Genomic DNA, 22,230 nt, shown 5'->3' on the forward strand with positions numbered 1-22,230 from the left:
CGACTTTAGCAACGGCGTTGCGCAAGGGGTATTGTGATCCCATGCACCGCACCGCCGCGGACCTCACGTTCCTGAAGGGCTACAACGACGCCCTGGTCATGACCCTTGCCCGCACCCTGCGCACCTTCGAGCGCACGACCGTGTCCGAGGCCACCGGACTCACCCTCCAGGCCGTCTCCAAGATCCTCACCCGGCTCATGGACGAGGGCGTCGTCGCCCCCGCGGGCGTGCGCCGGCCGGCCATCGGGGCCCCGGCGGGCGTCTACGAGCTGGTGGCGGGGAGTCGCTGTGCGCTGGGCGCGCACGTCTCCCGGCGTACGCTGCGGATGGTCCTGACCGACCTGGCCGGCACCGTGCTGTGGTCCACGGTGACGCCGCTGCCGCCCGATTTCACGCCCGGTCAGCTGGTCGACACGATGGCCGGACTGATCGACGAGGCCGGGCGCGCGCATGATCTGTCCGGGCGGCTGACGGGCGTCGGGATCGGCATGATCGGCCCGCTCGACCACGCCGCGGGCACGGTCCGGGGCGCGCACCGGCTGCGCCACTGGCACGACGTGCCGCTGGTGGAGTTCGCGACCGAGGCCCTGGGGCTGCCGGTGCACGTCGACAAGGACGTCACGGCGGGCGTCACCGCGGAGGGCTGGCGGCGCGGCGCGGCGTTCCGTGACGCGGCGCTGATCATGGTCGAGGCGGGCGTGGGGGCCGGCCTCTGGCTCAACGGCGCGGCCCATCGCGGCGCCCACACCAACGCCGGCGAGTTCGGTCACACGGTCGTCGAGCTGAACGGTCCCGCGTGCGTGTGCGGGCGCCGGGGCTGCCTGGAGGCCGTGCACGACCGGGCGGTCGAGCGCGGCGACCTCGAGACAGCCGCCCGGGTGCTGGCCGTCGGCGTGGTCAACCTGCTCCAGACCCTCGACCTGTCCCACGTCGTCCTCGCCGGCGCCGACCTGCTCGCCCACGGTGACGTCTATCGGCAGGCCGTCGAGCAGGCCCTGCGCACCGAGGTCCCCCGCGCCGACTGGCTGACCGTCGACCTGTCCCTCACCAGCCTGGGCGAGGACGTCATCGCCGCCGGCGCCGCGATGCAGGTCCTCGACGACAGATACGGCATCCCCGGCCTGGCGCCGCTCTGACCACCGCACCCACGCAACGCGTCGCCGGCCGACCAGCGTGCCGCCAAGCCCCGCGCACCACGCTCGCGACGCCGCACCAGAGGTCGATACGCCACTTCCTGCAGCCCACGCGCACGCACGAGCCATACGGCACAAGTCACTTCCTGCGCCGCGAGCCCCGTCGTCTGCCTCACACAGCGTCGCCGGCACGCCACGTCCGCCGCACTCACGCAGATGGTGCGCTGTCGTTGCGACGACAGGCTGCCGGGCGTACCGGGAAAGGAGCCGGCGCACGACGGCCGGGCGCCGCGACGACCGGCCGTTGGCCGGCAGGTGTCAGGCGGCGTTCCAGGTGTCGATCGCGGGGTTGCCGTGCTCGAAGCCGAGCGTCGACACCGTCGCCGTGTCGAGGCGCAGGAGGCCGCCTCCACTGGCGGGCAGGCCGATCCAGCGCGCCCCGGCCACCCTCAGCGAGTGCCCGTGCGCGATCAGCGCCACGTCACCCTGCTCGAGGAAGGTGCGCGCGTGCGCGAGCACCCGGTCCAGCCGCGCCGCGACCTCGTCGGGAGTCTCGCCGCCCGGGGCACCGTCGCGCCACAGCGACCAGCCGGGGCGGGTCTCGTGGATGGTCTTGGTGGTGATGCCTTCGTACTCGCCGTAGTTCCACTCGGCGAGGTCCTCGGTCGTCTCGGTGACGGTGAGGCCGGCCAGCTCGGCGGTGCGCAGCGCCCGTTTGCGCGGGCTGGAGATCACCGCGGCGAAGCTGCGCCCCCGCAGCCGCTCCCCCGCCAGCCGGGCCTGCTGCTCACCGGTCTCGGTCAGCTCCAGCTCCGTGTACGACGTGTGCCGCCCGTTGGCGCTCCACTCGGTCTGCCCGTGCCGGATGAGCACGATCTCGCCCATGATGTTCCCCTTCGAAAGCGCGCCTCAGTCAAATGTGTACCCCGCCGGCGGCCTCGCCACCGCCCGAGCCGGAATTCAGGCCCCGCGGGCGAGCATCTCCTCGAACGACGCGGTCAGCGCGAACGGATCGGCCACCGTCACCGGCTCGCGCCGCGACAGCTCCCGGGCCAGCTCCCCGCCGGCCCGCTCGACGCGTCCGTGCAGCGCGTCCTCGTCGCCGCCCCAGTCCTCGGAGGCCGCGAAGACGGACGTGGGCATCGTCACCGCCCTCAGGTACGCGAACATGGGCCGCAGCGCGTGCTCCAGCGCCAGCGAGTGCCGCGCGGTGCCTCCGGTCGCCGCGATCAGCACCGGCTTGTCGACCAGGGCGTCCTTGTCCAGGACATCGAAGAACGACTTGAAGAGCCCACTGTACGAAGCATTGAACACGGGCGTGACAGCGATCAGCCCGTCCGCGGCCTCCACCTCGTCGAGCACCGCCTTGAGCGAAGCGGGCGGGAATCCGGTGAGCATGTGGTTCATGAGATCGTGCGCCACGTCCCGCAGCTCCACGTTCCTGATCGTGACGTTGACGCCCTGATCACCGGCCTGCGCAGCCACCGCCGCGGCCAACCGGTCCGCCAGCAGCCGCGTCGACGAGGGCTGACTCAACCCGGCCGACACAACGACAACAGTGCGTTCCTTCATGATCCCGACCTCCAGGCTCGGCCCGTTCCGTACGGCCCTCACAACATCATTGCCTGAACAAATATTTCACAGTCAAAGACCGACCGGAAGTGCGTCCCGCACCACACCTGAGCGTCCCCTTGCGTCCGGCCGGGCAGCGCCGAGCCATAGCCGAGCGCGGGGTCCGGATCCGCCGGCTGTTCCTGCTGGACGAGGACACCCAGGCGGACGAGTCACTGCTGAGTTCCGTGCTCGCTCCCCATCGGGCGATCGGCGCGGAGATCCGGGTGCTGCAACCGGCCAAGCTGGACTTCCCGCTCCCCACGGACACGGTCGACTTCATCCTCTTCGACGGGAGCCTCAGCCACGAGTTGCGGTCCGCCCCGCTGGTGGAAGCGGAAGCACGTCCGGCCATCGCGAGCGTGACCCTGGTCCCGGACTGGCGAGTGGCGGATCGCCGCAGACGGTTCGATCAGATGTGGCAGGCTGCCGAAGCGCCGGAGCAGCACGATGCGAGAGGCGCCGGCGAGCCGTGACATCCTTCGTTCGGGTCATCACCATTTCGGGGGGACAGCCTTCCAGGTGATCCGCATGAGCCATGCGAACCGTTGATCATCGACCGGCAGGCGCGTTCGCGGCACCGGCGGGCGGGCGTGCCCGCTTGACCACTCGAACCATCCTTGACCCCGGCGATTACTGTGGCCGGAGCGCCGTCACCAGCATCAGGGCGACCGGCGCACGGAAACGCTCATCGACCGTGATGGATCACATCCTTCGCCCGCCGCGGGCCCCTCACCTCGGCCGAACCCCGCGACGCGCTCTGACCAGCAGACTTGACCACCCAAAACCGGCGCCCTATCGTCTGCCCCCAAAGCCCGCCATGGTTGCGTCCCTCAGGGGATTCGCCACAACGGGCTAGTGCCATTTGCTGTAATGGAACTGGACCAGTGAGACGCGTCGACGTTGGGTGGTCGCAACATGTGAAAATGTTGCACTCAGCGTGATGGGTGCCGAGGGCCTACTCTGGGCTGAGGGCGACCTGTCTGCGCCGACGCGCCCGGAGCGCCGGAGGATATCCGTGGCGAAGCCTGCAGAGAGATCGCCGTCCGTGACCGTCACGACGACGTCATGGACGGAGCAGGCGCGCGCCGGCCATGCGGACACCTGGAAGATGATCGGCAATCTCGACGTCGACTGGGACGAGTTCGACTCCGAGGCCTACTTCGATCACAACTACGGCATGCTCCGGCCGGACGATCGCCAGATCATCGGCATCGTCACCTCGTTCTTCGACGACTGCCGGCGGCGCTATCCGGACACCTGGCTGCGCCATGCCATCGACGTCGGCGCCGGTGCGAATCTCTATCCCGCGCTCGCCATGCTGCCCTTCACCTCGGAGATCACGCTCTTCGAACGGGCGTCGTCCAACTGCTCCTGGCTCGACCAGCAGCTGAGGAAGCCGAACGACTCGTGGTGGCAGTTCTGGTCGGAGATGGCGCTCGACCGCGACGCGTACGGAAAGATCAATGATCCGCTCGACCTGCTGTCGCGGCGCGCGCACGTGACCAAGGGAAACCTGTTCCGCCTCGAGCCGGGCCGTTACGACATGGGCACGATGTTCTTCGTCGCGGAGTCGATCACCACCCGGGAGGATGAGTTCCAGCGGGCCGTCGGCAAGTTCGTGGGCTCGCTGCGCAGGCACGCCCCGTTCGCCGCCGCCTTCATGAAGAATTCCTCGGGCTACCGGGTCGGCAACGTCAACTTTCCCGCGTGCTCCGTCGAGGAGGATGACATCGTCCGGGCCCTCGCGGGGGTTGCGCGGGATGTCACAATCACCACTGTCGACAGCAAGGACCTGCGCGACGGTTACGGCGGCATGATCGTCGCGACCGGACGCAAGATGGTGTAGCGAACCGGCGAGGCCCGACCGACGGGTAGGTGACGGCAACCCGATGCAGATCCAACCACGCCAGCAGCTCCTCGACATGTGGCGCTCGACCGCCCGGCTGTCCTTCGTGGACGGTGACTGGCAGTTCGGTGGCCGTGACGGCGCCAACTCCATCAGCGACGCCGAGCAGCTTCTCTGCGTCCTGGCGCCCGCCACCGAGATCCCCCTGTTCCGCCTCGACAATCCCAACGTCGCCGAGCGCGACGTGCTGGACGCGCTCGACGCCATGGGCACGCACGTGCAGGTGCCGCAACGCCTGGTCCGGGCGCTCAAGAAGTACGTCGACCGTTACACCGACGCGGACGGCACGCCGATCTTCTCGGGCGACACCTACTTCGAGCCCGGCGAGCCCGGCGCGGAGATCGAGCCGCAGCAGCGCCGCCTCGACGTGGTGGACTCGTTCTCGGTGAGCATCACGCTGATGCTGGCCACGATCGGCTTCACCCGGATCTTCCGGCAGATCGTGACCCGTCCGGAGCTCCTGGACGAGGTGGCCGAGCTGGAGCGCGCCGCGAGCAAGCGGCTCACCGCGGCCATGGTCGGACTCCTGCGCAGCTTCGCCGTCAACGTGTTCTCGGCCGAGGACGATTTCGGCCAGGAGCTGGTCCGGATGGTCAACCAGGACCGGCGGCCCACCCGGCAAGTGGTCGAGGAGCTGCGCAACGCGCTGCGGGAGATCAACGCCCGGCTGCGCGACGACGTCACCATCGGGTCCGGCACGAAGGAGAGCGGCGAGTTCGACCTGCCCAACCGGCTCTTCGAGTGCGGCTGGAGCTGGGGCATCGTCCAGGAGGCGCCGGAGATCGAGACGTCCGACGTGGGCGTGCAGCGTCCGGGCCGGGCCCAGAACGCCCCGTACCTGTATTTCACCACCGTGGCCCTGGACGCCATCCAGGCGCTGTCGTCGGAACGGACCCGGCTGCTCGGCCTGCTCGACGAGGCCCAGCTCAAGCTCGCGCAGTCGTTGCAGCTGCGCTTCGAGCTGACCCGGTCGTACTGGGCGGCGATCGCCGGCTTCGGCCAGGCCCGCTGGCCGCTCGAGGATCTGCCCTGGCGCACGACGGACGGCGTGGAGGCCGACTACTTCACGCTGCTGGTGAGCGGCATGATGGTGCAGAACCAGATCGCCGTACGGGCCCCCGACGCCGACCTGAGCCGGGTCGCCGACGTGCTCGAAGAGGTCGCCAACCGCAGCCGGATCACGCGGCGGTCCACCGAACGCGAACCCGCGCTCGACGTGCACCACCCCGGCCTCAGGTTCGTACTGGAGGGCAGCGAAACGGCCGGGGGGCCCAAGCTGGCCTGGACGGTCGCCGACATCTCCCCGCTCCTGCTGCGCCGCACCCTCAACCTGGCCGGGCTGCTCGCCGACGGCACGGCGCGGAGCCGGCTGCTCGACCTCGCCGACGAGCTGTGGCGTCACCTGGACAACCGTTCGCTGACCGGCGGGCTCACGGACGGGCTGTGGGACCAGCCCGCGGGCGCCTTCCCGCAGCTGGACGTCAAGTTCACGGAAGTCTCCTGGTACTACACCAAGCGCGTGGTCGACTGCCTGGTGACGGCCTCGCACATCATCAACGAACCGCCGCTGCGCAGCGAGTTGCTGGCCGACATCGCCGCGGAGCTGCTGATCGAGGCGGAGCACCTCTACGACCGGGAGCGGCTCAACAACTCCACCTACAGCGGCGACTCCCTGGCCGCCGAGCTCAAGCAGATAGGCATCGACCTGGAACGAGCGCGGAACCGCCGGCGCGAGCGCCCCGGGGTGGCGGTGGCCGTGGCCCAGGACGTCCTGCGCCGGCTCGACCGGCTCTCGGCGGCCCGGCAGGCGACGCACGGGACGATGTGACGTGCTCATCTTCGCGACCTCGGACAAGGGCGGCACCGGCCGGTCGGTGACCAGCTGCAATCTGGCGTACCGCACGGCGCTCGACGGCAAGGACTGCGTCTATCTCGACTTCGACTTCGGCAGCCCGACCTCCGGGGCCATCTTCGAGCTGCCCGAGGTCCTGGCCGGGGTGGCGGGCGGCGGGCTGCACGACTTCTTCCTGGGGCGCGCGGAGGAGCCGCTGCGCATCGACGTCTGGGCCGAGTCGGAGCGGGACGTGCTGCTGACCCGGCCGGCGGGGGCCGGGATGCTGACGCTGGTCCCCGGTGACCGTGGCGGCAGCGAGTTCCGGGCGACCGCGGAGATGGTCGAGCGGTGCGTACGCCTCTTCCGCCGCGCCGAGGACGAGTTCGACCTGGCCGTCGTCGATCTGAGCGCCGGCCGCTCGTACGCGACGGAGATCGCCCTCGCCGCGACCGCCCACCCGGACATGGCCGGCGTGGACGCCCGGTGGCTGGTGTTCCATCGCTGGACGCGCCAGCACATCATCGCCGCGGCGGGGCTGGTGCAGGGTCCGCACGGGTTGCTCGAGGCCGGCCGCGCCCGGGGCCACGACCCCGCCGCCCTGCGCCGCGCCGTCCGGTTCGTCCGCACCGCTGTCCTCGATCCGGCCGCCCCCAGCCAGACGGGTCTGCGGCCCGAGCAGCTCGCCTGGCTCGACCGCACCGACCGCGGGCTGCACGAGCTGGCGGGGGCCCAGGGCGTCGGGCGCTCGGTGGTGCTCGGCGAGATCCCCCTCGACCCGGTGCTGCAGTGGCGGGAGCAGCTGCTGTCCAACCAGGACGTCATGCTGCACGGGACGGCGAACCAGGAGTCGGTCACCGCCTTCGAGCAGCTGGCCAAGCGGCTCTTCGACGACGAGGCGTGGCTGGGCCTGTGATCCCCGAGGGCACGTTCGTCGAGGAGACCGCCGCCCAGCGGATCCGCTCGACTCCGCTGTCGCACCTTTCCCTCGAGCTGGGCCACCTCTACATGGAGGACTTCGCGGCCGGGCCCGCCCACCTCGCCGAGCAGTTCCGCCGCGTCGCGCCCTGGGCCGCTGCCGCCCGCGCGTCCGTCACGGCGAAGTCCGCGCCGCGGGTGAGCACCTGCTTCCTGATCGACGACTACTTCACGCGGTTCGGCACACCCCGCGGCGTGGTCGGCCAGGTCGTGGAAGCGGCGGCCGAAGCGGGTCTGGAGATCGACTACATCGCCCGGGAGTCCGGGTGCGCGACGGCCGACGGCGTCGAGCTCGCCCGGCTCGTCGAGAGTCATCTGGTCGGCGAGCCGGCCGAGGGCTTCGACGGCTCGCGTCCCCCGCTGTCGGTGACCGGCTGGCTGACCAACGGCGAGCGCTCCCCCAGCGCCGAGGCGACGGCCGCGATGACGGCACCGCAGTCGTGGCAGCCGCCCCGGCAGAGCGCCGCCCGGAACCACTCGATCTTTGTGGACATCGAGTTGTGGAGCGAGGCGAAGGGCGACCGGTTGTGGTCCTGCCCGTTCCTGGCCGCGGTGTGGCAGGTGCAACGGCTGGGTCTCGTCCGGTTCCGGGGCGAGGCGGTGGCGGAGCCGAGATTCTTCGCGCCCGGCTCGTTGCCCGACGAGTGGGCGGCGATGCCCGCCGTGGTCCAGCTCCATCCGCGGTCGGCGCCCTTCCGCGCGTACCGCACGGTTTCCGTCATGGATTCCCGGTTCCTGCCGATCGAGGTGGCGGTCCGGACGATCCTCGGTCAGTTCGCGGTGCCGGCGCCCCTGGCGGAGCTGGTCGCCGGGCGGGCGGCCGGGGAGGCGGTGAGACTGCCCCGGCAGGTCGTCGACCGGGTCGGCTACGTCTTCCTCTGATCGTCGGGCGGGTCCGGATCGCGCGCCACCTCCCACAGCTCGCGGAACAGCTTCACGCGCCGCTGGACCCGCTGACCGGTGAGCACCAGGCGGGTCTCGGCGATCTGGGCGTGCCGCGGGTCCGACACGGTGGGAGTGGTCTCGTACGCGAGGGTGTCGTCGAAGACGATCAGGTCACGCACCTGGACGCGCAGCTGTTGCGGCACGTCGGCGCGGACCAGCAGGCGCACCTCGATGCCGAGCCGCGTCTGCTCCGTACAGGCCAGGGCCAGGTCCTTGTCACCCATGTCGTCGGCGGTGTCCAGCACGAAGATCCGGCGCACCTTCTTCCCCGTCGCGGCGGCGTCACGCTGGGCGTCGAGATAGCGCTGGCCGATCTCGCTCTGCCACAGCCCGTGGTCGACCGCGGCCATGCTGATCGCGTCGATGCTGGCCGTGGCGTTGCAGGTCAGCCCGAGCAGCCACTCCCGGTCCTCGCCGTCGTAGGTGGCCGTGCCCCCGTCGGCGATCTGCTTGAGCAGGTCCGACGTCTGGACGATCTTGGCCTGCACGAAGTGGTGGATGATCGCGGGCTGCGCGGCGGAGATCCGGGCGGCGTTGCGCACCAGGTCGCGGATCGCCTCCTCCTCCAGCACCGACACGCCGATCATGCTGTGCAGGTCGGTCGCCTCGCTGATGTCGGCGAACGTGTCGGTGACCAGCTGCTTGGTCTCGGCCAGGCCGTCCTGCTCCAGGCGTTCCACTCTGCTGAGCCGGCGGTCGAAGTCGACGAGGAAGCGGACGAGCAGCGCGATGCCGCCGATCAGGATGGACAGGGTCAGGCTCGTGTCCGGCGGCACATTGGCCGCGTTGGTGATGAGGAAGGTCAGGCCGCCGGTGGCGGCCGTGGTCAGGATCTTCCGGGTGACGCTGGACGGAGGCGCCACCGGAGGCGCCGACGTGGTCACCGGGGGCTCGCCGGCGCGGGCTTCGCCGCCACCAGCCCGGCCAGCGAGGCCACGGCCCCGGCGGAGAGCTGGTCACGGATGCGGGCGACGACGGTGTCCCACTGCCGGCTGAAGCCCGGGCGGGTCTCCAGCGCTGCCCACACCGCTCCGGAGAGGTCGTCGCCGCGGGCGTCCGGCATCCACAGGTGCAGCAGATAGTCGATGACCGGGGTCAGCCGGCGCAGTGCCTCGCCGCGCTCCAGGACACCGGGGGCGGCCTTGCGGACGGCGGCCAGCACGCTGGTGAGCAGCCAGTCGTGCAGGGCGACGTCCTCCGCGACCGCGCACGCACTGGCCGCGGCGCCGTCCGGCACCGTCACGTGGAGCATTCTCTGGTCGTCGCGGCGCAAGGTGAACCGCACCGAGACTTGCGGAGCGCCCGTCTCCACCAGCCAGCGCAGGCGCGTACGCCCGGACTTGAGCGCGGAGCGGCCGGGACGGGAGTCCTGCACCCGGCCGAGACCCCGGGCCGCGATCGCCCCGAGATCCACTGTGCCCGGCACCGGCGCCGCCAGCGCGGCGGCGAGAACGTCCGGTCCCGCCTTGCCGACCGTCTCCACGACACCGGGCCGGGCGAGATAGTACGACCACGGTTCGCGCGCGGTGCCCGGCGCCGGCTCGATCGTCGCGTGCGCGGAGCCCTGAATCACGTGACCACCGGTGACGGCGGTCCGCTGCAGGACCGTGCCGATGCCGCGTACCTGCCGGTTGGTGCCCGCGGGGATCAGGGGGCAGTCGATGCCGACCGGCACGGCCGGGGAGCGGACGTACGCGATCGGCCGCTCCGAGACGAGCACCGGCTCGCCCACGACCAGATCGACCAGCGTACGTGCGTCCTCCGCCGTGACCGGCGCGGGCCCGCGCAACAGTCCTGTGTGCACCTCGCCCACGATGAGCATCAATCCCCCACGTTCGGTGCCACCCGCCGCGAGAGGCCGCATGAGGCCGCGAGGTCGACGGTGACCCGTGAACTCCACGACGCAACTCGAGCCGCACGTGCCGCCAGCCGTTCGATTGGACCGCATTGCTTCCCGGATTGCAACGCCCGGTATGCAGTCACGCGCACAGCGTAGGGCCTTTAGCATCTTCCCCGCGGCACCGACAAGCGGCGGACGCCTTTGTCGACAGCCGCCGCATATTCATGTCGATGATGTTCCCGGGGTCGGGACGAGCGCGGTTAGCGTCGGCTGATGACCTCTGCCCGACCCGATGTCCTCGTGATCGGCGCCGGCGTATCAGGCATGACGACCGCGGTGCGGCTCGCCGAGGATCCGGCCCGGCCGCGGGTACGGGTCGTGGCCGCGCACCGGCGCGACGCGTGCACGTCCGCGGCCGCCGGGGCGATCTGGGACCCGATCTACGCCAGTCATCCTGACGTGCCGCGGTGGAGCATGCGGACGTACGAGACGCTGTGTCATCTGCACGGCCGCGGCCGGCCCGAGGTGCGGCTGGTGGACGGGGTCGAGGCGTCGCGCCACGTGATTCCCGCGCCGGGGTGGGCGCGGGAGTTGCCGCACTTCCGGGTGGCTGCGCCCGAGGATCTGCCGCCCGGCTTCCGCAGCGGGTGGTGGTACCGGGCGCCGATCGTCGACATGCCGCCGTACCTGCGCTATCTGGAACGGCGGTTGCGGTCCTCGGGCGGCCGGGTGTCCGCGCACCGGTTCGAGACCGTGGACGAGGCGCTGCGGCGGGCCGACATCGTCGTCAACTGCAGCGGGATCGGGGCGCGGGAGCTCGTACCGGATCCGGACATGGAGCCCGTGCGCGGGCAGCTCGTGGCCGTGCGCAACCCGGGGATCACGCGGTTCTTCGCCGAGCACACCGACGAGCTGGAGGAGATGACCTACCTGCTCCCGCAGGGCGACGTGCTGCTGCTGGGCGGCAGCGCGGACAAGGACGTCGACGATCCCGTGGCCGACCCGCAGGTCGCGCGGGGCATCGTCGAGCGGTGCGCCACCGTGGACCCGCGGATCGGCCGGGCGGAGGTGCTCGGCCACCGGGTCGGCATCCGGCCGCAGCGGCCCGTCATCCGGGTCGAGCGCGAGGAGGCGGGCGGCAAGGTGATCGCGCACAACTACGGGCACAGCGGCGCCGGGGTCAGCCTGTCGTGGGGCTGCGCGGACGCGGTGGCCGGGTTACTCGAAGGTGACCTGCAGCGGTAGGCCGTGGAACGCCGCATAGGGCGCCAGGGCCGCCTCGGTGCGCTCGCGGTCCAGCCGGCCGAAGGGCTTGACCGTGATCGTCCTCTTGCCGGCGGGACGGCTCCACGTGGCGACCACGCGGCCGTTCTCCACCAGCGTGGGGCGGAAGACGCCGTTGGCGCCCGGGACCACGGCCGCGAACTGCTCCGGGGTGAGCAGGAGGTCGCGGTCCTTGTAGCCCAGCATGTATTCGTCGAAGCCGGGCAGCGCGGCCCAGTCCTCGAGGTGGGCCGGGTCCTCCTCGAGCAGAGCCGGGTCGGCGATCATCTCCACGCCGTCGACGGCGACGGTGGTCAGGCGGTCACCGGCCAGGGCGATGCCCCGCTTGACGTCGGTGAGGGTCAGGCCGGTCCAGCGGGCCAGGTCGTGCCGGGTGGCCGGGCCGTGACCGCGGAAATAGCGGTGCGCGATCGTGGCCAGGGCCTCGTCGCGATCCGGGGTGGCGGCGCCGGGGACCCACTCGTCGAGCAGCACGAAGGTCTGCTCCTTGCCGACGTGCGGGGCGATGCACGTCACGCCGCGCTGGCTCGCGTACCAGAGCAGGTGGTAGCCCAGCTGACCACTCGCCTCGACGCCGCCCTCGCGCAGCGCGGCCAGGCACTCGGCCCGCGTGAAGCGGCCCCCGCCCTGCAGCGCCTCGCCCAGGATCTCCACGCCGCGGTCGGCGTCGGCGGCCGCGAGGCCGATGGTCTCACGGCGCTTCGCGGCACCGGCGAGGGCGCGGACGCCCATCACATCGAGCATCCAGCGGGCGTCGCGCGGCGGCACAAGATGGACCGTGCCGCGCATCGGCCACGTGCGAACGGCCTCGCGGCGCTCCAGAGCCTCGCTCACAGAACCGGACGTGGAACCGGGCAGGCGAGCGCCCAGCGACCACAGGCCGCTCGCCATGTCCTGCGCCTGCATCGCGCCGAACCACTCGACGACCCCGGCGACATCGGGCCGGCGGACGAGCGGGGTCAGCAGCAGGCTGCGCATCCGGACGGCACGGGCCTGATCAGCGGTGAGCTCCACGGATCAGACCCTATGCCCGGGGTGTGACAGAACTCAGCGGCCGCGCTGGGCGCGGTACCGCGCGATCAGCGTGTCGGTCGACGAGTCGTTCGTGGCCTCCGGCGTGGACGCCGCGGTGAGCAGCGGCGCCAGCTGGTTGGCCATGACCTTGCCGAGCTCCACGCCCCACTGGTCGAACGAGTTGATCTGCCAGATCGTGCCCTGGGTGAACGTGATGTGCTCGTACAGGGCGATGAGCTGGCCCAGCACCGAGGGCGTGAGCTTCTCGGCGAGGATGGTCGTGGTCGGGTGGTTGCCCGGCATGACCTTGTGCGGCACGATGTCGGCCGCGACGCCCTCGGCCTCGACCTCGGCGGCGGTGCGGCCGAAGGCCAGGGCGCCGGTCTGGGCGAAGAAGTTCGACATGAACAGGTCGTGCATCTCGCCGGTGTCGTGGTTGGGCACGCTGAAGCCGATGAAGTCGGCCGGGATCAGCTTGGTGCCCTGGTGGATCAGCTGGTAGAACGCGTGCTGGCCGTTGGTGCCGGGCTCGCCCCAGAAGACCTCGCCGGTCTGGTACTCGACCGCGGCGCCGTCCAGGCGCACGTGCTTGCCGTTGCTCTCCATCGTGAGCTGCTGGAGATAGGCGGCGAAGCGGTGCAGGTACTGCGAATAGGGCAGCACGGCGTGCGACTGGGCGCCCAGGAACGTGTCGTACCAGACGTTGAGCAGGCCCAGCAGCGCCGGGACGTTGCGCTCCAGCGGCTCGTTGAGGAAGTGCTCGTCGACCCGGCGGTAACCGGCCAGCAGCTCCGCGAACTGCTCCTTGCCGATCGCGATCATGACAGACAGGCCCACGGCCGACGGCAGCGAGTAGCGGCCCCCCACCCAGTCCCAGAAGCCGAACATGTTCTCGGTGTCGATGCCGAAGTCGGCGACCTTCTTCGCGTTGGTGCTGACGGCGACGAAGTGCTTCGCCACGGCCGACGCGTCGCCGCCCAGACCCGCGAGCAGCCAGTTGCGGGCCTCGGTCGCGTTGGTCAGCGTCTCCTGCGTGCCGAACGTCTTGGACACCACGATGAACAGCGTCGTCGCCGGGTCCAGGTCGTGCGTCTTCGCGTACAGGTCGGTGGGGTCGATGTTGGAGATGAAGCGGGCCTCGATGCCCGGGTCCGCATAGGCCTTCAGCGCCTCGTAGGCCATGACCGGCCCGAGGTCGGACCCGCCGATGCCGATGTTGACGATGGTCTTGATGCGCTGCCCCGTCGCGCCGACCCACTCGCCCGAGCGGACCTTGTCGCTGAACGCGCCCATCCGGTCGAGGACCTCGTGCACGTCGGCCGTCACGTCCTGGCCGTCGACGGTCAGCGCCGCGTCGCGCGGCAGCCGCAGCGCGGTGTGCAGCACGGCCCGGTCCTCGGTCACGTTGATGTGCTCGCCGGCGAACATCGCGGCCGTGCGCTCGCGCAGCTTCGCCTTCTCCGCCAGCGCGATCAGCGCCGAGATCACCTCGTCCGTCACGAGGTTCTTGCTGTAGTCCACGTAGAGATCAGCGACCTGGGCGGTGAGCCTCTCACCCCGCCGCGGGTCGCTGTCGAACAGCTCCCGCAGGTGCACGCTCGCGAATTTCTCGGCGTGGCCCTGCACTGCCTGCCATTCGGCGCTGTCGGAAACGTGTTCGCTGCTCATTTTTGGATTGACTCCCGCCTGAACCGACTATCGGTCACATCGTGGCACGGATCGACCGCCACCGCCCTAGATCTTGGCGGGCGACGCCGATCACAGCACATAGAGGGCCCACAGGGGCACCACAGAGCACACGTAGCCCGTGTGAGCACTGTGATCGACATGACGACGTTGATGGACCGCCCGGTCGCCGCGCCCCACGACGCGGCGCCACACCTCCGGCGGCGCGGATTCGGCCCCGAGCGGATCGCCCTGACAGTGCTGCTCGCCGGCACCGCGGTGCTCTACCTGTGGAACCTGTCCGCCTCGGGCTGGGGCAACAGCTTCTACGCCGCCGCCGCGCAGGCCGGCGCCCAGAGCTGGAAGGCCTGGCTCTTCGGATCCCTCGACGCCGGCAACGCCATCACCGTCGACAAGCCGCCCGCCGCGATGTGGGTCATGGGCCTGTCGGCCCGGATCTTCGGCGTCGACAGCTGGGCGATCCTGGCCCCGCAGGCCCTCATGGGCGTCGCGTCGGTCTTCCTGGTGTACGCGACCGTCCGCCGCTGGTTCGGCCCCGTCGCGGGACTGCTGGGCGGGCTCGCTCTCGCTCTGACTCCGGTCGCTGTCCTCATGTTCCGGTACGACAACCCCGACGCACTCCTCGTCCTGCTCATGACCGCCGGGGCGTACACCACCGTGCGCGCCGTGGAGAGAGCATCGTGGAAGTGGCTCGCGCTGACCGGCGTACTCCTCGGGTTCGGGTTCCTCACCAAGATGATGCAGGCGTTCCTGGTGCTGCCCGCGTTCGCCCTGGTGTACCTGGTCGCCGCGCCCACCGGCCTCGGCAGGCGCATCCGTGACCTCCTGGTCGCCGGGCTCGCCCTGCTCGTGTCGGCCGGCTGGTACGTGGCGCTCGTCTCGCTGTGGCCCGCCTCGTCGCGGCCCTTCATCGCCGGCTCGACCAACAACACGCTGTGGGAGCTGGCGATCGGATACAACGGGCTCGGCCGCATCCTCGGCGGGTCCGGCAACGGTGGCGGCGGCGGAGGCATGGGCGGCGGCGGGAACACGAGCTTCGGCGGCGCCACCGGCATCGGGCGGCTCTTCGGATCCGCGATGGGCCTGGAGATCTCGTGGCTGCTCCCGGCCGCGCTGATCGGCTTCGTGGCGGTGCTGGCGGCCACCTGGAAGGCGCCGCGCACCGACCGCGCCCGCGCCGCCGCCCTGCTGTGGGGCGGGTGGATCCTCGTCACCGGCGTCACGTTCTCGTACATGAGCGGCACCATCCACCCGTACTACACGGTCGCCCTCGCCCCGGCGATCGCCGCGATGGTCGCCGTGGGCGGGCGGGTGCTGTGGCTCTACCGGACGTCGTTCGCCGCGCGGCTGGTGCTCGGGACAATGATCCTCGGCACGGCGGTGTGGGGGTTCGTGCTGCTCGGGCGCGCCGACTGGCTGCCGGCTCTGCGGTGGGCCACATTGATCGCCGGTACGCTCGCCGCGGTGACCGTGGTCGTCGCGGCCCGCCCCGGCGACGCGGGGCGGCACGGCGGGTCGGCGAGCCTGCGGCTGCGGCGGCTGGCGGTCGTGGCGGTGCTCGCCGGGGTCCTGTCGGCGGGGGCGGGCGGCGCGGCGTGGGCGACGGCGACGGCCGGGGAGGCGCACACCGGCAGCATTCCGAGCAGCGGGCCGGCGTCGGCGGCGGGCGCGGGCATGGGCGGTGGTCCCGATGGGGGCGGCGGCTTCGGCGGGGCGGGCGGTCCGGGCGGCTTCCCGGGTACGTCCGGCAGCGGCACCACCGGATCCGGCTCCCCGGATTCGGGGGCCGTTCCGGGCGGGGACCAGGCGGACGGCGGACGGAGCGGGGGGCGTACCGGTGGCGGCATGGGCGGGAGCAGCAGCAACAGTGAGCTGACCGCCGCTCTGAAGGCCACCACCACCACGTGGGCCGCGGCCGTGAGCGGGGCGACGTCGGCGGCCGGCTACGAGCTGGCCAGCGGCACCGCGGTCATCGCCCTCGGCGGCTGGAACGGCAGCGACCCCTCCCCCACGCTCGTGGAGTTCCAGGCGTACGTGGCCGCCGGCGACATCACCTACTACATCTCCGGTGGCGGCATGGGCGGCGGCGGGATGGGTGGCCGGGACGGCGAGGCCACCGAGTCGTCGCAGATCGCCACCTGGGTATCCGAGAACTTCACGGCCACGACCATCGGCGGCACCACGGTGTACAACCTCACCGCCACCGACTGACCGCTCCGGCGACGCCCGACGCGATGCCCCGGCCCTCCCTAGGCGCCGGGGCATCGCCGCGTGCCCCGTGGCACTCGCTCTATGGCGTCCTAGGATCCTAGAACCATACGAATGGGCCAGTGAAAGGCCGGCGCCCGCCGGAACAGTGAGCGGGCGATCGACCCGCCGCCGCGAACGGACACAAGACCCGCGGGCGAGACCTTCGAAGCGCGACACTCAGCCCGCGCCGAACCGGTGGCGCAGGGCGAGTTGCAATGACAGCCGCGCGTCCGGATCGTCCAGCAGCTCCCCCGCCACCCGCCGGATCTTGCGCAGCCGATACCGGACCGTCTGCGGATGCGCGTGCAGCGCCGACGCCGTCGCCATCACCTGACCCTGCTCGCGCAGCCACGCGTACAAGGTCTCCAGCTCCGGATCCCGCAAGGCGGACAGCGCGTCCAGGACGGTCCGGGCGTACCGGTCCATCAGGCCCGGCTCCCACCCGGTCAGCAGCTCGAACAGCCGGTCCTCGCAGCGCACCAGCCCCCCGCCCGGCGGGAACGGCAGCACCCGCAACGCGCGCCCGGACAGCCGGTACGACTCCCGCGCCGCCGCCGTCGGCACCGTGGGCCCGAGCGCCGCCCGCCGGCCCTTCAGCACCGCCGCCACATGCGCGATGCGACCGGGTGTGCCGGGTGCGGGCACGACCATCCGCGTGGCGTCATTGATCACGGCGGCGATCGTGCCGTGGCCGGCGGCGCGGGCGAGGTTGCCGCCGTCGGTGCTGTCCACGCTCAGCACGGCGAGGGTGGCGGGGAGGGGCCAGCGGGCGGCGTCCGCGGCGGCCTGGAGCACGGTCGCGGACGGCGGATCCACCTGGACAAGCAACGTGATCAGCCGGCGGCGGGTGGTGTCCCAGTCGCGGGCGTGCTGCTCCTGCTCCTGCAGATAGCCCTCGGCGGCCGCCCCGGCGAGCGTGTCGACCAGGCCGAAGAGCGTCGACGCCAGCGCGTACAGGGTGGGTGGGGGCAGGTCCCGGCCGGACAGGAACGTCCACATCTCGCGGCCGCCGAGCGACAGCACGCCGCGCAGGACGTCGATGCGGTGGCCCTCGTGGAACTCGGTGGCGCCGAGTTGGCGGAAGACGGATCGCACCTCGCCCAGATCGTGTCCCGGATCGGCGGCGAGGAAGACCAGTGCGGTCACCGCGGTATCCACGCCGAGCGTCAGGCCGCGGCCCTGGCCCCCGGTGAGCGACCGGCCCGCCGCGCGCATCTCGGCCCGGATCAAGCGCAGCAGGCGCTCCCGGAGCTGCGGGGCGAGCGGTTGAAGATCCACTTGTCATCCTGGTGATAAACGGCCGCGCGTTTTCGTGGCCCGGGACGCATCATCCTGGCATCCGGATGCATAGTTTGGGGAGATGGATGCGGACGTCATCGTCGTGGGTGCGGGACTGGCCGGGCTCGTCGCCACCGCCGAGCTGGTGGACGCGGGCCAGCGCGTGCTGCTGCTCGACCAGGAGCCGGCGCAGAGCCTCGGCGGGCAGGCGTTCTGGTCGTTCGGCGGGCTGTTCCTGGTGGACTCGCCGGAGCAGCGCCGGATGGGCATCCGCGACTCGTTCGACCTGGCCTGGCAGGACTGGCAGGGCACGGCCGCGTTCGATCGCGAGGAGGACCACTGGCCGCGGCGCTGGGCCCGGGCCTACGTCGAGTTCGCCGCCGGCGAGAAGCGCTCGTGGCTGCACCAGCGGGGCGTGCGGTTCTTCCCGGTTCCGAGCTGGATCGAGCGTGGCGGCGGCCACGGCGACGGCCACGGCAACTCGGTGCCGCGCTTCCACATCACGTGGGGCACCGGCCCGGGCATCCTGGAGCCCTTCGTCCGTCAGGTGCGGGCGGCGGCCGAGCGCGGGCGGGTCACCCTCGCCTTCCGGCACCGCGTGGACGAGCTGGTCGTCACCGCGGGCGCGGTCACCGGCGTGCGGGGGCGGGTGCTCGAGCCGAGCGACGTCGAGCGCGGCCGGTCCAGCTCCCGGGTGGAGACGGCCGATTTCGAGTACGCGGCCCCCGCCGTGATCGTCACGTCCGGCGGCATCGGCGCCGACCACGACCTCGTCCGCGCGGCCTGGCCCGCCCGGCTCGGATCCCCGCCGCGCCGCATGATCGCCGGCGTCCCGGCCCACGTCGACGGGCGGATGATCGCCGTCACCGAGCGGGCCGGCGGCCAGGTCATCAACCCCGACCGCATGTGGCACTACGTCGAGGGGCTGCGCAACTGGGATCCGATCTGGCCCGGCCACGGCATCCGCGTCGTGCCCGGCCCGTCGTCGCTGTGGCTGGACGCGACCGGCCGGCGCCTGCCCGCCCCGTTGTATCCGGGCTTCGACACCTTGGCCACCCTCAAGTACCTACGGGACACCGGCTACGACTACTCGTGGTTCGTCCTCACCCAGAAGATCCTCGAGAAGGAGTTCGCCCTCTCCGGCTCGGAACAGAACCCGGACCTCACCGGCAAGAGCGTCCGCCAGGTTCTCCAGCGGGTGCGCCCCGGCGCCACCCCGCCCGTCGAGGCGTTCAAGCGGCACGGCGCCGACTTCGTGGTCGCGGGATCCCTGGACGAGCTGGTCGACGGCATGAACAAGCTCGCCGCCGAGTACGAGGGCCCGGTGCTGGACGCCGCCGCCGTCCGGCTCACGATCGAGGCCCGCGACCGGCAGCTCACCAACCCGTTCGGCAAGGACTCGCAGGTCACGGCCATGCTCGGGGCGCGCCGCTATCGGGGCGACAAGCTGATCCGGGTGGCCACCCCGCACCGGCTGCTCGACCCCGCGGCGGGACCGCTGATCGCCGTACGCCTCAACATCCTCACCCGCAAGACGCTGGGCGGCCTGCACACCGACCTCGACGCCCGGGTCCTGCGATCGGACGGCACGCCCGTGCCGGGTCTCTACGCGGCGGGCGAGGTGGCCGGCTTCGGCGGCGGGGGCATGCACGGCTACAGCTCGCTGGAGGGCACCTTCCTCGGCGGCTGCATCTACTCCGGCCGCATCGCCGGCCGCGCGACAGCCGCCACCGTCAGCTGAGTCTCGCCAGAAGGCACCGCGGCGAGCCGTGGCAAGGCCGCCGCGGGGATCCCCTCGTCCCACACGCGGCCGGCCTCGGCCGCCGGAAGCGGCCGCGACAAGTGGTAGCCCTGCGCCAGATCGCAGTCCAGCTCCCGCAAGGTCGCCAGCTGAGCGGCGTTCTCGATGCCCTCGGCCACGGTCGTCATGCCGAGCGTGCGGGCCAGCCGGACGATCGTGCGGACCAGCGCCTCGTCCTCCCGCTCACCGGCCCCCAGCCGGTCCACGAACGAACGGTCGATCTTCAGGATGTCCATCGGGTAGCGGCGGAGGTAGGCGAGCGAGGAGTAACCCGTACCGAAATCGTCCATGGCGAGGGTCACGCCCAGGGCCTTGAGGCGGTGCAGCTCGGCCAGGTTCTCGTCGGTGTCGGTCAGCAGGACGCTCTCGGTCATCTCCAGGCACAGCGACGCGGCGGGCAGGCCGGTCTCGGCGAGCACGGCGGCGACGACGGCGGCCAGGTCGCCCTGCTCGAACTGGCGGACCGACACGTTGACCGCCATCTTGAGCGGCCGGGTGCCGCCGGCGCCCCAGCGGACGGCCTGCCGGCAGGCCTCGGTGAGGACCCAGCGGCCCAGCGGGACGATGAGCCCGGACGCCTCGGCGATGCCGATGAAGTCGAGCGGCGGCACCATGCCCCGCGCCGGATGGTGCCAGCGGACCAGGGCCTCGAAGCCGGCGATGCCACCCGTACGCAGATCGACCGTCGGCTGGTAGTGCAGCGTGAGCTCGTCGCGGGCCAGGGCCGCGCGCAGGTCCGCCTCGAGCGCCAGCCGGTCGACGAGCCCCGCGAGCATGGCCGGGTCGTACGCCGCGACCGTGTCGCCGCCCGACGCCTTGGCCCGGGAGAGCGCGAGGTCGGCGTGGCGGATGAGGTCGTCCGCGGAGACGACCGACTCCATGATCGCCAGGCCGATGCTGACGGTGGTGTGCAGCGTCCGGGCGCCGGCGGTGAACGGCTCGCGCAGCGCGGCCACGAGACGCCCGGCGACCGCCTCGGCCTCCGCGCGGGTGCCCGACGGGACGATCACGCCGAACTCGTCGCCGCCGATCCGGGCCACCAGGTCGCCGTCGCGCACCTCGGCCTTGATCCGGGCGGCCGCGTGGATCAGGAGCTCGTCGCCCACGGCATGGCCGAGGCTGTCGTTGACCTGCTGAAACCCGTCAAGATCGACGATCAACACCGTGACTGCCGGGGTACGCCCACCGTACGCGGCCACCGCGGCGATGCGCTCGGCGAACAACGCCCGCCCCGACAGCCCCGTCAACCGGTCGTGATACGCCTCGTGCACCAGCCGGTCCTGCAGTTCCCGGGCGTCGTGCACGTCCCGGGTGTTGAGCACGAGGCCGCGTACGACGGGATCGGTGAGCATCTCGGTGATGGTCATCTCCGCCAGGCGTACCCGGCCGTCGGCGTGCCGGACCGGCAGCTGCAGCGTGGTGACCCGCCCGGGCCCGGCCACGACGGAGGCGATGGCGGCCGCGACGCGCGCGCCGGAGTCCTCCACGTCGAGGATGTCGGCGAGCCGGCGGCCGAGCAGCTGCGCGGCCCGCCAGCCGAAGATGCGCTCGATGGAGTCGCTCTGCTGCCGGATGATCCCGTCGGCGTCGATCACGGCCACCGAGTCGCTGCTGTGGCGCAGCAACGCGCGGAAGCGCTGTTCGCGCTCGCGCAACTCGACGGTACGGGCGCCGACGCGCGCCTCCAGCGCGGTGGTCAGATGCTTGTTCTCGACGAGGGTGAGCAGCTGCCGGATCACGATGAGCAGGATCAGCACCGATCGCGCCCACACGACGACAGTGTCCGCGCCGCCCGACATCGCGTAGGAGACGGCAGTGCAGACGACGGCGGCGAGCACCGCGGCGTACGGGAGCAGAAGCGCGACAGGCTCCGCCGGCGTCTCCCCCGCGGGTCCGCCCACGTCGGGCCGGGCCGGGCGGCACGCGGCGAGCAGGATGAGCCCCCACGCGGCGAACCAGCCTGTGTCGAGCACCCCGCCGGAGGTGTACGCGGCGTGCAGCGTCAGGTAGGCGTACACGCTGTCGGTGAGCCCGATCAGGGCGAGCCCGGCGCCGATCAGCTTCAGCGCGGCCGAGTCCTCGCCGGACCGGCGGCGCAGCGCGAGCGTGTAGAGGGCCACCGTGATCAGCACGATGTCCCCGGCCGGATAGGCCATCACGACGGCCAGCGCGCCCCGGCTCGTGGCGCCGGCGCCGGTGACCGGGCCGAGCACGAGGATCCAGCTGATGAGCAGCAGCGCGCAGGCCACCATGAACCCGTCGACCACGCCGCGGACCCGGTGCGCGCGGGTGGTCCGGACGGCGGGCACCAGCACGAGTCCCGCCGTGGTCAGCGGCACCATGCCGAGGAAGCCCAGGTCGGGCCAGCCCGGTGTGGTGACGTCACCGCCGTGCAGCGTCTCGATCCACGCCCAGGCGCCGGACCCGTACGCGTAGGACAGGCACCCGAGCCCGATCATCGCCCACGACCACCGCGCCCGCCCGGGCCGCAGCGCGGCGCGGACGAGGCAGGCCACTGCGGCCGCGACCGTCATGGCCAGTGAGGCGAGATTGGTGACCGCCTGGGTGACCGGACGGCCGCCCGGCGCGAGCAGCATGCACGCGGCGAACACGGCGACGGCGAGCCCGACGGCGAGCGTACGGCGGCGACTGCCGGCCATCGGTCCTCCC

Annotated in this window: 17 protein-coding genes; 9 read left to right on the forward strand and 8 right to left on the reverse strand. The window is 71.8% G+C overall.

Annotated elements, in window-relative coordinates; translation table 11 throughout:
• The first annotated feature begins 41 nt into the window (after nt 1-41).
• A complete protein-coding gene (locus RAN62_RS12585) occupies nt 42-1,136 on the forward strand; it encodes an ROK family transcriptional regulator (RefSeq protein ID WP_305784753.1) in 1,095 nt (364 codons plus the stop codon).
• Nucleotides 1,137-1,451: 315 nt separating this feature from the next.
• On the opposite strand, the gene RAN62_RS12590 is transcribed toward RAN62_RS12585, so the two are convergent.
• Both RAN62_RS12590 and RAN62_RS12595 read right to left on the reverse strand, forming a co-directional pair.
• Nucleotides 1,452-2,018 carry a histidine phosphatase family protein gene (locus tag RAN62_RS12590; protein ID WP_305784754.1) on the reverse strand — a complete coding sequence of 189 codons (567 nt, stop codon included), beginning with the start codon at nt 2,016-2,018 and terminating at the stop codon, nt 1,452-1,454.
• Nucleotides 2,019-2,093: 75 nt separating this feature from the next.
• A complete protein-coding gene (locus RAN62_RS12595) occupies nt 2,094-2,705 on the reverse strand; it encodes an FMN reductase (protein WP_305784755.1) in 612 nt (203 codons plus the stop codon).
• Nucleotides 2,706-2,794: 89 nt separating this feature from the next.
• Between RAN62_RS12595 and RAN62_RS12600 the strand changes: the two genes are divergently transcribed.
• The 5 genes from RAN62_RS12600 to RAN62_RS12620 all read left to right on the forward strand — a co-directional run bounded on the left by RAN62_RS12600 (nt 2,795) and on the right by RAN62_RS12620 (nt 8,344).
• The gene (locus RAN62_RS12600) at nt 2,795-3,220 is read left to right on the forward strand and encodes a DUF6879 family protein (protein ID WP_305784756.1); all 426 of its coding nucleotides are present in this window, start codon (nt 2,795-2,797) and stop codon (nt 3,218-3,220) included.
• A 572-nt stretch (nt 3,221-3,792) separates the two neighbouring features.
• On the forward strand, nt 3,793-4,593 hold the full coding sequence (locus RAN62_RS12605; protein ID WP_305784757.1) for an SCO2525 family SAM-dependent methyltransferase: 801 nt from the start codon (nt 3,793-3,795) through the stop codon (nt 4,591-4,593).
• Nucleotides 4,594-4,636: 43 nt separating this feature from the next.
• Nucleotides 4,637-6,481: an SCO2524 family protein gene (locus RAN62_RS12610; protein WP_305784758.1), complete on the forward strand. Its 1,845-nt coding sequence runs from the start codon at nt 4,637-4,639 to the stop codon at nt 6,479-6,481.
• A 1-nt stretch (nt 6,482) separates the two neighbouring features.
• A complete protein-coding gene (locus RAN62_RS12615) occupies nt 6,483-7,400 on the forward strand; it encodes an SCO2523 family variant P-loop protein (protein ID WP_305784759.1) in 918 nt (305 codons plus the stop codon).
• Complete coding sequence (locus tag RAN62_RS12620; protein ID WP_305784760.1) at nt 7,385-8,344, forward strand: SCO2522 family protein; 960 nt, start codon at nt 7,385-7,387, stop codon at nt 8,342-8,344. Before RAN62_RS12615 ends, RAN62_RS12620 begins: the two co-directional genes overlap by 16 nt.
• Here the strand turns inward: RAN62_RS12620 and RAN62_RS12625 are convergent.
• Both RAN62_RS12625 and RAN62_RS12630 read right to left on the reverse strand, forming a co-directional pair.
• Nucleotides 8,329-9,291 carry a hypothetical protein gene (locus tag RAN62_RS12625; RefSeq protein ID WP_305784761.1) on the reverse strand — a complete coding sequence of 321 codons (963 nt, stop codon included), beginning with the start codon at nt 9,289-9,291 and terminating at the stop codon, nt 8,329-8,331. The genes RAN62_RS12620 and RAN62_RS12625 overlap by 16 nt on opposite strands.
• Nucleotides 9,288-10,229 (reverse strand): SCO2521 family protein, encoded by a 942-nt coding sequence (locus RAN62_RS12630; RefSeq protein ID WP_305784762.1) that lies wholly within the window; start codon nt 10,227-10,229, stop codon nt 9,288-9,290. Before RAN62_RS12630 ends, RAN62_RS12625 begins: the two co-directional genes overlap by 4 nt.
• A gap of 291 nt (nt 10,230-10,520) precedes the next feature.
• On the opposite strand from RAN62_RS12630, the gene RAN62_RS12635 reads away from it, so the two are divergent.
• Entirely contained in the window at nt 10,521-11,492 is a 972-nt protein-coding gene (locus RAN62_RS12635; RefSeq protein WP_305784763.1) for an FAD-dependent oxidoreductase, read from the forward strand.
• Here RAN62_RS12635 and RAN62_RS12640 read toward each other — a convergent pair.
• Together RAN62_RS12640 and pgi are read right to left on the reverse strand one after the other, a co-directional pair.
• Nucleotides 11,466-12,545 (reverse strand): winged helix DNA-binding domain-containing protein, encoded by a 1,080-nt coding sequence (locus RAN62_RS12640; RefSeq protein ID WP_369077161.1) that lies wholly within the window; start codon nt 12,543-12,545, stop codon nt 11,466-11,468. The genes RAN62_RS12635 and RAN62_RS12640 overlap by 27 nt on opposite strands.
• Nucleotides 12,546-12,578: 33 nt before the next feature.
• Nucleotides 12,579-14,213, reverse strand: coding sequence for a glucose-6-phosphate isomerase (gene pgi / locus RAN62_RS12645; RefSeq protein ID WP_305784764.1), 1,635 nt, complete (start codon nt 14,211-14,213; stop codon nt 12,579-12,581).
• Nucleotides 14,214-14,372: 159 nt separating this feature from the next.
• Here pgi and RAN62_RS12650 point away from each other — a divergent pair, with 159 nt between their 5' ends.
• Entirely contained in the window at nt 14,373-16,442 is a 2,070-nt protein-coding gene (locus RAN62_RS12650) for a glycosyltransferase family 39 protein (protein ID WP_305784765.1), read from the forward strand.
• 216 nt (nt 16,443-16,658) lie between these two features.
• Here RAN62_RS12650 and RAN62_RS12655 read toward each other — a convergent pair whose 3' ends face one another.
• Nucleotides 16,659-17,759 (reverse strand): PucR family transcriptional regulator, encoded by a 1,101-nt coding sequence (locus RAN62_RS12655; protein WP_305784766.1) that lies wholly within the window; start codon nt 17,757-17,759, stop codon nt 16,659-16,661.
• Between the two features lie 82 nt (nt 17,760-17,841).
• On the opposite strand from RAN62_RS12655, the gene RAN62_RS12660 reads away from it, so the two are divergent.
• A complete protein-coding gene (locus RAN62_RS12660) occupies nt 17,842-19,500 on the forward strand; it encodes an FAD-binding dehydrogenase (RefSeq protein ID WP_305784767.1) in 1,659 nt (552 codons plus the stop codon).
• Here RAN62_RS12660 and RAN62_RS12665 read toward each other — a convergent pair.
• The gene (locus RAN62_RS12665) at nt 19,452-22,220 is read right to left on the reverse strand and encodes a putative bifunctional diguanylate cyclase/phosphodiesterase (RefSeq protein WP_305784768.1); all 2,769 of its coding nucleotides are present in this window, start codon (nt 22,218-22,220) and stop codon (nt 19,452-19,454) included. The genes RAN62_RS12660 and RAN62_RS12665 overlap by 49 nt on opposite strands.
• Between the last annotated feature and the right edge of the window lie 10 nt (nt 22,221-22,230).

This window comes from Symbioplanes lichenis (assembly GCF_030709675.1).
Taxonomy (GTDB): Bacteria; Actinomycetota; Actinomycetes; order Mycobacteriales; family Micromonosporaceae; genus Actinoplanes; species Actinoplanes lichenis.

Excerpts from the sequence above, each read along its gene's own strand:
- RAN62_RS12595 (WP_305784755.1), bottom strand. The coding sequence starts at position 2,705 with ATGAAGGAACGCACTGTTGTCGTTGTGTCGGCCGGGTTGAGTCAGCCC.
- RAN62_RS12610 (WP_305784758.1), top strand. The coding sequence starts at position 4,637 with ATGCAGATCCAACCACGCCAGCAGCTCCTCGACATGTGGCGCTCGACC.
- RAN62_RS12630 (WP_305784762.1), bottom strand. The coding sequence starts at position 10,229 with ATGCTCATCGTGGGCGAGGTGCACACAGGACTGTTGCGCGGGCCCGCG.
- RAN62_RS12590 (WP_305784754.1), bottom strand. The coding sequence starts at position 2,018 with ATGGGCGAGATCGTGCTCATCCGGCACGGGCAGACCGAGTGGAGCGCC.
- pgi (WP_305784764.1), bottom strand. The coding sequence starts at position 14,213 with ATGAGCAGCGAACACGTTTCCGACAGCGCCGAATGGCAGGCAGTGCAG.
- RAN62_RS12650 (WP_305784765.1), top strand. The coding sequence starts at position 14,373 with ATGACGACGTTGATGGACCGCCCGGTCGCCGCGCCCCACGACGCGGCG.
- RAN62_RS12665 (WP_305784768.1), bottom strand. The coding sequence starts at position 22,220 with ATGGCCGGCAGTCGCCGCCGTACGCTCGCCGTCGGGCTCGCCGTCGCC.
- RAN62_RS12635 (WP_305784763.1), top strand. The coding sequence starts at position 10,521 with ATGACCTCTGCCCGACCCGATGTCCTCGTGATCGGCGCCGGCGTATCA.
- RAN62_RS12660 (WP_305784767.1), top strand. The coding sequence starts at position 17,842 with ATGGATGCGGACGTCATCGTCGTGGGTGCGGGACTGGCCGGGCTCGTC.
- RAN62_RS12585 (WP_305784753.1), top strand. The coding sequence starts at position 42 with ATGCACCGCACCGCCGCGGACCTCACGTTCCTGAAGGGCTACAACGAC.